Raw genomic sequence first — 13,984 nt, 5'->3', positions numbered from 1 at the left:
CACCATAATTATTAAAATACATTGTAACACATTGCATTTTGAACTTCAACCCCGTTTCCGGGTGTTTTGTGAAAAAGCGCGTAAGCGCCCGCAATAAAACCTTTTCTGCCGTCTTTACATCCCGTCGCCAAAATGGTACAATATATTATATTAAAGAACAAATTCAGGAGCTGTTTATGGGCGGCAATTTTTTGGGCGGCGCGGTGGCGCTGCTGTATTTTCTGACGTTTCAGCTGTGCGGCGTAACACTTGCCGCATGCTTTTTAAATAAAGAGCGGCGATATACACAAATGATTCTCGGCAGCGCCGCGGGCAGCGTGCTTTTAATGTGGCTGCCGTCGTTGTGGGCATTCCTGTTTTCGTTCAGCATCACAGCGCATGTTTTGGCGCTCATCTCACTGCTTATGCTGACGGTTGGCGCTGTGTTCTTAAAGCGTCCGAAGCTGCTTCCGAATGATTTTTCCGGCAAACACAAAGCCTTCTGCCGTGCAGAACGCACACTGCTTTTGCCGCTCGTCTTGTGGTTGCTGTTCGTGTTTTTGGTGCTGCACAGCTTCCGTTACCAAAACGGCGAGATCTGGTCGAGCCAATGCACCTACGGCGACATGAGCATGCACCTCGGGTTCATCACGAGTATCGCGGAGCAGAAGACATTTCCGCCCATGTATTCCATTTTGCCGGGCGTGAAGCTTTCGTATCCGTTCTTGTCGGACAGCATTTCTTCAAGTCTATATTTGCTCGGTGCGCCGCTGCGCTTTGCGTATGTGCTGCCGATGCTTTTTGCCGGGGCGCAGGTGTTTTTCGGCGCACATCTTTTCTGGCAACGCTGGCTGCGTGATAAAGCGAAGACCGCGTTGGCGGAGATTTTGTTTTTTTTAAACGGCGGCTTCGGCTTTGCGTATTTCTTCCCGAATCTGCAAAACGGAACAGATAATTTTACCCGCATTTTCACATCGTTTTATGAGACACCCACGAATCTTGTCAACCAAAATATCCGCTGGGTGAACGTCATTGTGGATATGCTCATCCCGCAGCGCGCAACGCTGTTCGGCTGGGCGGTTTTATTCCCGCTTTTATACGTGCTGTACCGCGCCGTTTATGAGCACTGCGAGCGGTATTTCATCATTGCCGGTGTTTTTGCAGGCGGACTTGTCATGATTCATACGCATTCGTTCCTCGCGTTCGGACTCATTTGCGGCGTGTGGCTTTGCTTTGCACTGTGCCGCAGCGTGTTCCGGGGCAGCAGTGCTCATGTGCAGTTTACCGCAAAAGTCGCTGCACTCGTTTTGATGTTGCTCGCGTTCGGCGCGCAGTTCGTCACGCCGAAGCTCATCTCGCGCGAATCATCCGTGTTTTTGTATCTGGTTTTGGTTTGTGCCGCAGCGTTTGTTTTGTTTGTGCTCGCACTGCTCATCATGGCGATCCGCAAGGGTTTCGGCATACAGCTTGTAAAAACGTGGGGCGTATTCCTGCTCATCACACTGCTGCTTGCCGCACCGCAGCTTTTCACGTGGACATTCTCGCAGGCGAGCGGAGACAGCTTCATGCGTGGGTGGTACAACTGGGGCAATTTGCAGGACGGCTATTTGTGGTTCTATCTTGTGAATCTCGGCGTCACGGCGCTGTTGTTCCTGCCTGCATTTTTCACGGCAGATCAGCGCCGGTTCACGGTCTGCGCTCCCGCAGCCGTCATTTGGTTCATTTGCGAGTTTGTCGTGTTTCAGCCGAATACCTATGATAACAACAAGCTGCTTTACGCCGCGTATTTTCTCGTCTGCGGCGCAGTCGCTTCGTATATGGTCGAAATTTACCGCCGCCTGCGCACACTACCGGGCCGCCGCGCATTGGCTGTCGGTGCGCTCGTACTATGTATGCTTTCTGCGGTGCTGACCATCGGCAGAGAGAGCATTGCGGGCTATTGCTTATACGGCGACAGTCAGCTCAAAGCAGCGGAGTACATTTATGAGAACACCGAGCCGGAAGACACCGTGCTCACCGATATGCGCCATAACAACGAGATCGCGGCGCTGACGGGCAGAAACATCGTCTGCGGTTCCACAAGCTACGTGTATTTTCACGGGCTCGATTACACCGAGCGCGAAACGGACATGCAAAGTATGTTCTCCGCACCGCAGGCAAACTGTGCGCTCTTTGAAAAATACAGCATTGATTACATTCTGGTCTCCGCTTACGAGCGCAATAACTTCACCGTGAACGAAGCGGAGATCAAAGCGCTGTTCCCGTGTGTCTTTGACGAAAACGGCGTGCAGATCTATAAAGTGACATTTTAGTCGAAAGGATACCCTTATGCAAAGACTTTCCGATATATCCACCATTCGAGCCGTCATGGAAAAGAACGGCTTCAGCTTTTCCAAGGCGCTCGGTCAGAACTTTCTCATCAATCCCTCCGTCTGCCCGCGCATGGCTGAGATGAGTGGCGCGGCAGACTGCGCAGGCGCCATTGAGGTCGGCCCCGGCATCGGCGTTTTGACCTACGAGCTTTCGCAGGTCTCAAAAAAAGTCGTCACCATCGAGCTTGATAAACGCCTGTTGCCCGTTTTAGACGAAACGCTTGCCGACTGCGATAACGTGAAGGTTATCAACGACGACGTGATGAAGATCGACCTGCACCGCGTCATCGAAGAAGAATTTAACGGGGAAGAGGTCGCTGTGTGTGCGAACCTGCCATATTACATCACGTCGCCGGTCATCATGAAGCTTTTGGAAGATCGTTTGCCCATCACGAGCATCACGGTTATGGTACAAAAAGAAGCGGCAGAGCGTTTGTGTGCACAGCCCGGCACGCGCGAGTGCGGCGCTGTCAGTGCGGCCGTGCAGTATTACGCCGAACCGGAAATTTTGTTCGAGGTCAGCCGCGGCAGCTTTATGCCCGCACCGAATGTGGATTCCGCCGTCATTCAGCTGCGTATTCGAAAAGAACCGCCCGTGGACGTGCATGACGAAGTGCTTTTCTTCCGCGTTATTCGCGCTGCGTTCGCACAGCGCCGCAAAACGGCCGTCAATTCCATTTCCAACACACTGCATATGTCGAAGCAGCAAGTGACAGACGCATTTGAGCAAGCCGGGGTTCGGGCAAATTCCCGCGCCGAAGCACTCACGCTGCCGGAGTTTGCCGCTGTTGTCAATCAGCTTGCCGATTAAGGAGATGCTTTTATGAACATGAACAAAAATGTACTCGAGCATATGGATAAAGCCGCATATATCATTTTGCTGTGCATCGCCGCCGTTGCCGTGCTCGTCTCCATGGTCACAGGGCCGATCGGCTACAAAAGCCTTTCCATCGGCGCTGCCGTAAGTGCCGCCATCATTGCCGCTGCGCTCCTTTGGCACACGCTCCGCGCCGCCGCACCGAAATACAAACGATAAAATTTTCCGCATAGCAAAAGCCCCGCAATTACCGAACCAATCGGTTTTGCGGGGCTTTCTGTTTATAGTTTAAATAACGCCGAGCTCTTTCAAGGCGCGGTAAATGCCGTCGTCGTCCACATCCGTTGTCACATAATTTGCAGCCGCCTTGGCTTTTGCACAACCGTTGCCCATCGCAACACCGAAGCCGACATCGCGCAGCATGTCCACGTCGTTCGGGCCGTCGCCGAACACGAGAATTTCATCGTTTCTTATCCCGTAATGCGCCGCCATTGCCGGAATGCCGATTTGCTTGCCACCGTTCTCATGAATAACATCGTAGCAATAGGAAACTGTGTGCGTATACTTAATATGCTTTAAAGGCAAAATGCGCGAAGCATAGATTTCCGGGTCATACAGCATCAGCTGATACACCTCGTGTTTACCAATGCGCGACATGTCATAGAGGGGAGGCGCGGGCAAATTATGTCTGTAAAAGTTCTCGTCGATCTGCTTTGCCGGAGTTGCGGCAAAGCACTCGCGCCCCTCGGCGATCAGGCAGGGGAAAGGCTCCTCTTTTTGCAGCTGCATCAAAAGGCGAATGTCTTCCGGGTCGATCGCCAGCGTATGTAAAACCTTGCCGTTTTTATCGAAGCAATATTGCCCTGTCATCGCGGCAAAGCCGTCAAAATCAAAATAATCACGCAGGAAATACGTCATTGGCGTCACACGACCCGTTGCAACGAATAACAAAACGCCATTTTCACGCGCCTTTTTTAGTGCATGCAGCGTCGAAGGCGGCATACGTTTATCCCGCCCGAGCAAAGTGCCGTCAATGTCAAAGAAAATGGCGCGAAAAGACATGGTACCTCCAAAAGAAAAGGCTTTCGCGCGGAAAGCCTTTTAGAAATTTATGCTCTCTCTTTGTATTTTTCTACGATAAGATTTGCGCACTTGTAAATGTCGCCGCCGCCAAGCGTTAAAATGAGGTCGTTTTCCTTAGCGTGCGTCATCACATAATCCGCAATCTCCTCAAAGCTGCCAAACCAGCAGCTGCCGGGAATCTTCGCCGCAAGGTCGCTTGTGTGAATGTTATACGTGTTCGTCTCGCGCACGGCGAGAATTTCCGTCATCACAACATGCTGGGGGATGGAAAGCGCCTTTGCAAAATCATCCAGTAGCATTGCAGTACGGGAATAAGTGTGCGGCTGGAATACCGCCCAAACCTCATGGTAGCCCATGCGCACGGCAGCGGAAAGCACGGCGGAAAGCTCTGTCGGGTGGTGGGCAAAGTCGTCGGCAACGGTCACGCCTTCAAATTTGCCTAAAATCTCAAAGCGGCGGTGTACGCCGGAGAAGTCCTCAAGCGCCTTTTTGATGTGCTCGCCGTCCACACCCATGCCATGTGCCGCAGCGGCAGCCGCCAAAGCGTTCATCATGTTGTGCTCACCCGGCACGCGCAGGCTCACGCGGCAAACGCGCTCGCCCTTATACATAACGGTAAAGTCTTCGCAGACCGTATCTTCTTCGTTGAGCTCCGTCACGTAGTAATCGCTTTTATCCGTTCTGCCAAATGTGACGATCTCCGCATTCGTAATGCCCTCTACGGCGCGCATGGCGTTGGCGTTATCTGCATTGACGATGATGCGCTTTGAGGTCTGCAAGCAGAACTGATGGAACGACTTCACAATATTATCGAGCGTGCCGAAATAGTCGAGATGATCGGCATCGATATTTGTGATGATGCTGATGGCGGGGTGGAGCTGCAGGAACGTATCGACATATTCACACGCTTCGCAAACAATGTCCGCACTTTTGCCGACTCTGCCGTTGCCGTTGATGAACGGCAGCTTGCCGCCGATGACGGCGCTCGGGTCACGTCCGGCTTCAATCAAGATCTGCGTGAGCATGCCGGTCGTCGTCGTTTTGCCGTGCGTGCCGGAAACCGCAATGGGGTTTGCAAACTTCTTCGTCAAAAGGCCGAGCATCACGGAACGCTCCAACGTCGGAATACCCTTTGCACGCGCCGCAACAAGCTCCGGGTTATCCTGCTTTGCAGCCGCCGTGTACACCACGACCTCCGCATCGCCGATGTTCTCCGCGCGGTGACCCATGTGCACCGGGATGCCGTAGCTGCGAATGCGCGCGAGCGTGTCGGATTCATTGATGTCGCTGCCGGTGATGATATAATCCTTGTGGTGTAAAATCTCCGCCATAGGGCACATACCGGAACCGCCGATGCCTACAAAGTGCAGACGACGTACGGTATCGAGCAGGTTAACGTTTTTATCGGTCGTATTATTCTGATTCGTCATAACGAAAGAGTCCTTTCTGAATTGGCTTCACGCAAAACTTGTTTTGCGAAATTATCTGAAATTATGTAATACACTGTGTTATATCTCAAAAACATAGCTATGCGTCCGAAATCGCATACCCATACACATACATTATACCGCCAACGGGCAGAAAAATAAATAGCAAATTCAAAAAAGTATAAAAAAGTCTTTCAAGGCGCACAAAAGCCGCCCGTTTCCATAAAATGAAGCGGATGATAATTTGAAAGGTGGGGGAAATATGCCCATGATCAATACATTCGGCGTCATCGGCGGCGATGAGCGCATGAAATATTTGGCGCAGTCCATTGCGGCGGACGGTTATCCCGTGTGTGTCTGCGGTTTGGAAAAGCTCGGCACCTGCCGCGGCGCAGCAGAATGCGACCTGCCGCAGCTCGCGGCGAAAAGCTCCGTCATCCTTTTGCCGCTGCCCGCAACAAAGGACGGTCTGTTTTTAAACGCGCCGTATGCCGAAAACGAAATTCGTTTAGATGACGATTTTGCGCGCCTTTTTATGCACAAAACGGTGTGCGGCGGCATGCTTCAGCGGCTGACCGCTTCGTCTTCCATGTGGCGTGAGATTGAGCCCGAAGACTACTACCGCCGCGAAGAGCTTGCCGTCGGCAACGCGATTCCAACGGCTGAGGGCGCGGTCGGCATTGCGATTCGCGAATACCCCGGCACGATAAACGGCGCAAAATGTCTCATCACGGGGTTCGGGCGCATCGGGAAAAATCTGGCGATTATCCTGCGCGGTATGGGTGCAGAGGTATTCTGCGCAGCGCGCAAAAAGGCCGATCTCATGCAAATGCGCGCGTTCGGCGTGCAGCCGTTGACGTACCGCGAGATCGGCAGAAGGTTCGATCTCATTTTCAACACTGTGCCCGCAAAGGTTTTGACTTCGCCTGTGCTCATGCAGCAAACGCGCGATACGCTCATCATCGAGCTCGCCTCCGCACCCGGCGGCACCGATTTGAAGCGTGCGGAAGAATTGCACCTGCATGTCATCGACGCGCCCTCGCTGCCCGGCCGCGTCGCGCCGAAGACGGCGGCGGAGTATATCAAAGAGGCGGTCTACAATATTTTGGAGGAGTAGTGATCGACATGCCCACGCTTGCCTTTGCCATGTGCGGCTCGTTCTGCACATTTGAAAAAGCTCTCGCGCAGCTTGCTCTGCTGCAGAAAGACTGGGATATTTTGCCCGTGATGAGCGAAACGGCGTACACGACCGATACACGCTTCGGCACGGCGGAAAGCTTTCACGAGCGCATAGAAAATATCTGCGGACGAAAAATTATCCACACTATCGCAGAAGCGGAGCCCATCGGCCCGAAGCGTCTTGCCGATGCCGTGCTCGTCGCGCCGTGCACGGGAAACACCGCTGCGAAGATTGCAAATGCCGTAACGGATACAGCCGTCACGATGGCGGTAAAATCCGCCCTGCGCGTCTCCATGCCCGTTGTACTGTCCCTCGCCACAAACGATGCTCTCGGTGCGTCGTGCAAAAACATCGGTCTGCTTATGAACACGAAAAACATCTATTTTGTGCCCCTCGGACAGGACGACCCCATAAATAAGCCGAATTCTCTCGTCGCACATTTCGATCTAATTCCCGAAACGCTTGCAAACGCCGTGCGCGGAGAACAGTTGCAGCCTGTTTTGCGATGAAGTGCGCCGCGAAAGGCAGTTGAATTTGTAAAAAAGCTGTGCTATACTGAAAAGCAGAAACGGCAATGCCGAAATGGGAGGCTATTATGCTCTACTGCACGAAATGCAAAAGCATCTGCGAGGATTCCACACAAACCTGTCCGAATTGCAAGCGCAGCCGCGGTCTGCGGCCCGTAAAGCCCGAGGACGAAGTGTTTTTCCTCAAGGTCAGCGAGGGGGAAGCTGCAGAGCTCGCATTGCTTTTTGAGCAAAACGCGGTGCGCCATGCGATACACCCCGTAAAAGGAGGCTTTTCCACCAGCGTGTACGACCCGGAGTATCTGCCGACCGATAAGGATATTTACGTGGAATACCAAGACCTCGAACGCGCCAAAGAGCTGATGCTCAAAGAGCGGGAAGAGCAGCCGCAGGAAAAAACGTCCGAAGAGGACGATATGCCCCGCGGCAAGCGTATGCTCATCCAGTCGCTTTCCGTCATCGCGTTCATGGCAATCGTCATTTTGGTCGTGCTCGGCTCGGATTTCATCGCAAATCTCTTAAAAGCGCTTTTCACAAAGTAAGCACTGCCGCGAAAATAGGATATTATTAAAGATTGGGGAAGTCCAAATGAAACAGTACAGACCGGATACAACGTGTATCCACGCGGGCTATACGCCCGGAAACGGTGAACCGCGCGTTCTGCCCATCGTACAAAGCACCACATACACCTACGACAGCTCCAAAGAAATGGGCGATCTGTTCGATTTAAAAGCGGACGGCTTTTTCTATACGCGCCTCGGCAATCCGACGCTCGACGCTGTGGAAAAGAAGCTTGCGGCACTCGAGGGCGGCGTAGGCGCGCTCGTCACGTCCTCCGGCCAGGCAGCCACTATGATGGCCGTTCTGAACATCTGCCACGCAGGCGGTCATGTTGTGTGCTCCAGCGCCGTATACGGCGGCACATTCAACCTGTTCTACAAAACCCTGCATGAAATGGGCATTGACTGCACATTTGTTTCGCCGAACTGCACCGAGGACGAGCTGAACGCCGCATTCCGCGAGAACACCCGCTGCGTGTTTGCGGAAACGCTTACGAACCCGTCTCTCGTCGTGACGGACCTCGAAATGTTTGCAAACGCCGCACACGCGCACGGCGTACCGTGCATCGTCGATAACACGTTCCCGACGCCCATCAACTGCCGTCCGTTCGAGTTCGGCGTAGACATCGTCACGCACTCCACTACAAAGTACCTCGACGGTCACGCGGTGCAGCTCGGCGGCGCCATTGTAGACAGCGGTAATTTCGATTGGAACAACGGCAAGTTCCCGGAGTTCACAGAGCCGGATGAATCTTATCACGGCATCGTGTATGCCGAGCACTTCGGCAAGGCGGCGTATATCGCAAAAGCACGCTGCCACCTGATGCGTGACATTGGCGCACAGGCTGCCCCGATGAACGCATTTTATCTCAACCTCGGCATGGAAACGCTCGCGCTGCGCATGGAGCGCCATTGCTCGAACGCGCAGAAGATTGCCGAATTCCTCGAGCAGGACGACCGCGTGGCGTGGGTCAACTATCCGGGTCTTGAGAGCAGCCCGTACCACGAGCTCGCTGTGAAATATATGCCGCACGGCACCTGCGGCGTCATTTCCTTCGGTATCAAGGGCGGCAGGGAAGCGGCTACCCGCTTTATGGACAGCTTGGAGCTTGCCTCCGTCGTCACGCACGTCGCAGACCTGCGCACCTGCGTGCTGCACCCGGCCAGCACCACGCACCGCCAGATGACCGATGAGCAATTAAAGGAAGCCGGCGTCTCCCCGGATCTCATCCGCCTCTCCGTAGGCATCGAAAACCCGGAAGACATCCTCGATGACATCAAGCAGGCGCTTGAGAAAGCGGCAAAATAAACATTTATAAAGACGAAAAGCACGGCGCGAGAAAAAAAATTGCGCCGTGCTTTCGCATAAGTAGCACCGCCCGCAGGCTATGAATTTCCTGCAGGCGGTTTTATATACTCAACTTTTTCAATTTTCGGGTTCAGAAGAAACCGGGGATTCGGTGTTTTCTGTCTGTTTCGAAGCTTCGGGAAGCGCGGTGGGCTTGGTTTCCGGCTCGTTTGCTTTGTTTTCTGCGTCTGCCGTTTCGGGCAGCGGTTCCTTTTCCGGCTCCTTCGGCGGCTCTTTGAGCGGCAGGGTAATCATCACGGTAAAAAGGTCGCCCTTTACGGTCACGTGAAAAGTACCGCCACAGGCCTCCGTGAAGCTTTTTGCAATAGAAAGGCCAAGGCCGCTGCCGGAAGTGGAACGGCTGTCATCACCGCGCACAAAGCGGGCCGTCAGCGAATCGCCGTCCATGGTAAGCTCGTACTTCGAGATATTCTGAATCGTCACAACGGCGTTTTGACCCTGCTTTTGCAGCTCCACGTAGACACGCGAACCCTCAAGCGCATATTGTGCCGCGTTCTTAATGAGGTTCTGGAACACACGGTACATGCGCTGCCCATCAGCATAAACGGGGAAGTCTTCCTGCGGGATCTGCACGCGCCACGTCAGCTCGCTGTCGTTCATCACGCCGTCCATATCTCCGAGCGTCTGCCGCAAAAGCTTATCGAGACCGATGTATTCCGGCATCAGCGTAATGTTGCCGGTCGCGGCTTTAGAGACATCGAAAATATCTTGCAGCATATGGCGCAGACGGTCTGCTTTCTGCGAGACGATTTTCAAATAATCCTGCATGTGCGGCGGCAGATCCGGCTCGGTCTTCATCAGTTCGATATAGCTGATGATGGACGTGAGCGGCGTTTTGATGTCGTGCGAAACATTCGTGATAAGCTCCACCTTCGTGCGCTCGGATTTGATGCCTTCCTCCACCGCGATGCGGATGCCGTCACGGATCATATTGAGCTGCATGGCGGAATCATAAAGCGGGGAAGTAGCGGGCAGGTGATTCATCGCGTCAAGGTCGCCCTTGTACATTTGCTCCACCTGCTCCATCAGCTTGCCATAATCGCGCAGGTCGTCGCGCAGTGCCCACGCAAACCATACAAGCGTACCTACACCCGCGAAAAACAGACCGACGTAAAACGCGACAAACCAAATCGTACCCATCAACCAATGGCTGCAAAAGAACACATATCCTAAAATACCTACGATGCAAAGCCCCACCAAAATACCGGCAGTCGCCATGTATTTGCGGTAAACAATCTGCTCGAATTTTTTTCCTTCGCGGTTGCCAAGCACAAGCTTCAAAACGGAATGAATGATGTTGTGCCGATAAATCCGCCGGTTATGAGAAATATCGATGCCGAGCAAATAGAACACAAAGAACACGGAGAACAGGGTAACAGCTGTGCCTGCAAGGTCAAACCCATACGAAATGATATTGAGCACAACAAAAGCCCATACAAATACGGCTATGACTTTGATTTCTATCCAAATCCATTTGAGTCCGTGTGCAATGTAGCGCTCAAACAGCTTTCTGTCCTGCCGGAACAAAATGGAGAACAGCAGCACCAGAACGAACATAATCACTGCTGCCATAATCAATCCCATATAAAAATATATGGTTTTCATTTGCGACTGCGCTGCACTGACAATTTCGTTCGAGGAGTAGTAAGAGGTCGGCTCTGTGCGCACCGCAAAACTGATTTTAGGCGATTGGACGTTGCTTTGTCTCAATGCTTCCAGTGTATACGAAAGCGTATTTGTATAAACTGCACCCGGTGTATCGCTGCTGAAAACACAGTCTAAAACACCGTCTTTATCGCTGTGATAAATTCTGACTACACCTTCTTCGCAGATGAAAAGGTAATTGAACCCCTCCGGCAGCGTCTGCGCATCCCAGTTCGAGTCATTCGTCACCGTTTTACCGGCAGGGTCTGTGCCATAGCTTGTTACGGAATAGAGGTCGTCTTTAGAAATCGATTCCACATAGACCGTGGAGACCGTTGTGCCGGTTTCGTCACGCGAAACATAGTAATGATAGCTGCTCGATGCTACGGCGTTTTCGTCTGCATCTTCGTCGTCAGCCACATTTGAATTCGCGGCGGTATCTCCTTGCGTACTGTAATACAATCGCTCAAACAGCGCGGAAGCATTTTCTTTATACGTATCCGTTTCGCGCAGATCACCCGAAAGTGCTTGTCCGATCTCGGTAAAAAAATAGCTGCCCTCGTCAAAAATGCTTCGCCCGTAGTATATGGCAAATATCAAACCCGCAATAATAGAAAACGCGCACAGCAAAAAGCAGAACCAGGCGAAAACGCCGCGGGCAAGGTTAGTGCTTTTCAATTTCATAACCGATCCCCCATACCACTTTCAAGTATTCCGGCTCGCTTGGGTTCAGCTCGATTTTCTCGCGAATTCTGCGGATGTGCACCATCACGGTGTTTTCCGCCGAGTACGCGGGTTCGTTCCAGATGCGGCTGTAAATTTCCTCGGCGGGGAAGATGCGGCCCGGGTGCTTCATCAAAAGCTCCACAATCTTCGTTTCCGTCGCCGTCAGTTTTACAGGCTCGCCGTCCGCATACAGCACGTGCTCGTCCAGCTTGAACGTCAAACGCCCGTTCACGATCACGTTGTCGCTGCGCGTGTTGATGTCGCCGAGGTCGGTGTAGCGGCGCAGCTGCGATTTCACCCGCGCCACAAGCTCCATCGGGTTGAACGGCTTCGAGATATAGTCGTCCGCGCCCATGGAAAGACCAAGAATTTTGTCGCTGTCTTCGCCCTTTGCGGAAAGAATGATGATGGGCAGATTTTTCTTTTCGCGAATTTTCATCACGGCGGAAAGTCCGTCCAGCTTCGGCATCATCACGTCGATGATGATCAGATGCACTTCGCGGGAGGTCACGCAATCCAGCGCCTGCAAGCCGTCGTAAGCGTTCAGCACATGGTAGCCCTCGCGCTCCAGCGTAATGGTAATGGCGCGCACGATCTCGTGGTCGTCATCCACAACCAAAATGGTTTTCTTATTCATATCCGGCATAAAATGCCCTCCTTTTCACTCCATGCTGAAAGTATACAGAACACCTCTTACAAAATCGGGAATAGAATTCTTACAATCAGCTTACAATTCATCTTTTTATCATTGTACAGGATTTTCATGTGCTTCGCAATGCTATCACGGTTCTTTTTTATGCGGCTGCACATACTCTTTATAAAAAGAAATAGGGGGAACGCAGAATGAAAGTGCACATATTCGGTAAAAAGCAGGTGCTTTATGTTGTTTTGGCAATCATTCTCTTGTGTATCGGTATGGTTTGCGCTTTGCGCGCAGTCAACCGTTTGGGTGCGGCAGAGGCCGCCGCAGGTATTAACGATTGGGGTTTGAGCTTTCAAAGCGAGGGCGCACCGCCCGTTGCAAATGCCTCGCAGGAGTATTTAAGAAATTTCGACGCGCTGTATGTCGGCGACGCGAACCAAAAAGAGATCTACATCACGTTTGATGCCGGCTTTGAAAACGGCAACACGGAGAAAATTCTGGACGCGCTCAAAAAGCACGGCGTAAAGGCAACGTTCTTCCTCGTCGGCAATTATTTTGAGACGCAGCCGGAGCTTGTAAAACGCATGGCAGAGGAAGGCCACACCATAGGCAACCACACGTATTCGCACCCGGATATGTCGAAGATCGGCGATATCCAAAGCTTTCAGACCGAGCTGCAAAAGAATGAAGCGCTGTACAGGGACATTCTCGGCAGCGAAATGCCGAAGCTCTACCGCCCGCCGCAGGGCAAATTCTGTGAGGAAAACCTCAAAATGGCGCAGCAGCTCGGGTATTCCACGGTGTTTTGGAGCCTTGCCTATGTCGATTGGTATGTAGATGACCAGCCCACACCCGAGCAGGCATTTTCTAAATTACTACCGCGCATTCACCCCGGCGCGGTCGTTTTACTGCACAGCACGTCGAGCACGAACGCCGAAATCTTAGATGAGCTCCTTACAAAATGGGAAGAAACGGGCTACTCGTTCGGCGACCTTGAAGCCTATTGTGCCGCACAGAAAAAATCTTGAGCACGTTTTGTCAGCAAAACGTAAGCTATAATTCTTAAAAAGAAAAATAAAAACCATGACGTTTAGTATACTTATTTGCGGAACTTTTAAGAAACTTGAAAAAGAACGGATCATGAAAGGAACAATTCAGTATGGTAGAAGCACTTGTCAATTTTTTCAGAAATATTATTCCGGGTGAGCTTACGGTGTTCATCCTCTCCATGATGCCCATCATCGAGCTGCGCGGCGGTCTTGTTGCGGCGAAAATGCTCGGCGTAGATTTATTGCCTGCCATGCTGATCTGCTTCATCGGCACCATTTTACCGACGCCGTTCATTCTGCTCTTTATCAATAAGATTTTCGACTGGATGCGCAACACGCGCTTTGTAAAGCTTGTTGACCGCATGGAAGCCAAGGGCAGAAGCAAGTTTGCGCAGATTGAAAAATACAAGACGTTCGGCCTTCTCATCTTCGTCGCCATTCCGCTGCCGGGCACCGGCGCATGGACGGGTTCGCTTGCCGCGGCGCTGATGAAAATGCCCATTAAAGACGCGCTTTTCTCCGTCATCGGCGGCACGCTCATCGCGGATATTTTAATGGCGATCTTCTCCTACGGCCTGCTCGGCATGTTCATTTAATAAGGAAGTTTA

At 52.3% G+C, this 13,984-nt stretch carries 13 protein-coding genes; 9 read left to right on the top strand and 4 right to left on the bottom strand.

What is annotated here, in order from left to right; genetic code table 11:
- The first annotated feature begins 176 nt into the window (after positions 1 to 176).
- The 3 genes from R2K26_RS04995 to R2K26_RS04985 are packed head-to-tail and all read left to right on the top strand — an operon-like array spanning position 177 to position 3,387.
- The gene (locus R2K26_RS04995) at positions 177 to 2,291 is read left to right on the top strand and encodes a hypothetical protein (protein ID WP_316519050.1); all 2,115 of its coding nucleotides are present in this window, start codon (positions 177 to 179) and stop codon (positions 2,289 to 2,291) included.
- Between the two features lie 16 nt (positions 2,292 to 2,307).
- Complete coding sequence (gene rsmA / locus R2K26_RS04990; protein WP_316519049.1) at positions 2,308 to 3,162, top strand: 16S rRNA (adenine(1518)-N(6)/adenine(1519)-N(6))-dimethyltransferase RsmA; 855 nt, start codon at positions 2,308 to 2,310, stop codon at positions 3,160 to 3,162.
- A 12-nt stretch (positions 3,163 to 3,174) separates the two neighbouring features.
- Positions 3,175 to 3,387, top strand: coding sequence for a hypothetical protein (locus R2K26_RS04985; RefSeq protein WP_316519048.1), 213 nt, complete (start codon positions 3,175 to 3,177; stop codon positions 3,385 to 3,387).
- Between the two features lie 69 nt (positions 3,388 to 3,456).
- On the opposite strand, the gene R2K26_RS04980 is transcribed toward R2K26_RS04985, so the two are convergent.
- Together R2K26_RS04980 and murC are read right to left on the bottom strand one after the other, a co-directional pair.
- Entirely contained in the window at positions 3,457 to 4,230 is a 774-nt protein-coding gene (locus tag R2K26_RS04980; protein ID WP_316519047.1) for a Cof-type HAD-IIB family hydrolase, read from the bottom strand.
- 47 nt (positions 4,231 to 4,277) lie between these two features.
- Positions 4,278 to 5,681, bottom strand: a complete 1,404-nt coding sequence (gene murC / locus R2K26_RS04975; protein WP_176820236.1) for a UDP-N-acetylmuramate--L-alanine ligase — start codon at positions 5,679 to 5,681, stop codon at positions 4,278 to 4,280.
- Positions 5,682 to 5,940: 259 nt separating this feature from the next.
- Here murC and R2K26_RS04970 point away from each other — a divergent pair, with 259 nt between their 5' ends.
- The 4 genes from R2K26_RS04970 (at position 5,941) to R2K26_RS04955 (ending at position 9,254) form a co-directional block, all read left to right on the top strand.
- Positions 5,941 to 6,795, top strand: a complete 855-nt coding sequence (locus tag R2K26_RS04970; RefSeq protein WP_316519046.1) for a dipicolinate synthase subunit DpsA — start codon at positions 5,941 to 5,943, stop codon at positions 6,793 to 6,795.
- Between the two features lie 8 nt (positions 6,796 to 6,803).
- On the top strand, positions 6,804 to 7,367 hold the full coding sequence (locus R2K26_RS04965; protein WP_316519334.1) for a dipicolinate synthase subunit B: 564 nt from the start codon (positions 6,804 to 6,806) through the stop codon (positions 7,365 to 7,367).
- Between the two features lie 65 nt (positions 7,368 to 7,432).
- On the top strand, positions 7,433 to 7,927 hold the full coding sequence (locus R2K26_RS04960) for a hypothetical protein (RefSeq protein WP_316519045.1): 495 nt from the start codon (positions 7,433 to 7,435) through the stop codon (positions 7,925 to 7,927).
- Between the two features lie 46 nt (positions 7,928 to 7,973).
- Entirely contained in the window at positions 7,974 to 9,254 is a 1,281-nt protein-coding gene (locus tag R2K26_RS04955; protein ID WP_316519044.1) for a PLP-dependent transferase, read from the top strand.
- A gap of 117 nt (positions 9,255 to 9,371) precedes the next feature.
- On the opposite strand, the gene R2K26_RS04950 is transcribed toward R2K26_RS04955, so the two are convergent.
- Entirely contained in the window at positions 9,372 to 11,642 is a 2,271-nt protein-coding gene (locus R2K26_RS04950; RefSeq protein WP_316519043.1) for an MFS domain-containing histidine kinase, read from the bottom strand.
- Positions 11,623 to 12,321: a response regulator transcription factor gene (locus R2K26_RS04945; RefSeq protein ID WP_176820263.1), complete on the bottom strand. Its 699-nt coding sequence runs from the start codon at positions 12,319 to 12,321 to the stop codon at positions 11,623 to 11,625. Before R2K26_RS04945 ends, R2K26_RS04950 begins: the two co-directional genes overlap by 20 nt.
- 206 nt (positions 12,322 to 12,527) lie before the next feature.
- Between R2K26_RS04945 and R2K26_RS04940 the strand changes: the two genes are divergently transcribed.
- Positions 12,528 to 13,355 (top strand): polysaccharide deacetylase family protein, encoded by an 828-nt coding sequence (locus R2K26_RS04940; protein WP_316519042.1) that lies wholly within the window; start codon positions 12,528 to 12,530, stop codon positions 13,353 to 13,355.
- 131 nt (positions 13,356 to 13,486) lie between these two features.
- The gene (locus R2K26_RS04935; RefSeq protein WP_176820231.1) at positions 13,487 to 13,972 is read left to right on the top strand and encodes a COG2426 family protein; all 486 of its coding nucleotides are present in this window, start codon (positions 13,487 to 13,489) and stop codon (positions 13,970 to 13,972) included.
- The last annotated feature ends 12 nt before the right edge of the window (positions 13,973 to 13,984 follow it).

Source organism: Neglectibacter sp. CSJ-5, assembly GCF_032490475.1.
GTDB classification, from domain to species: Bacteria; Bacillota; Clostridia; order Oscillospirales; family Acutalibacteraceae; genus Hominenteromicrobium; species Hominenteromicrobium mulieris.
This window is presented reverse-complemented; position numbering and strand designations above follow the sequence as displayed.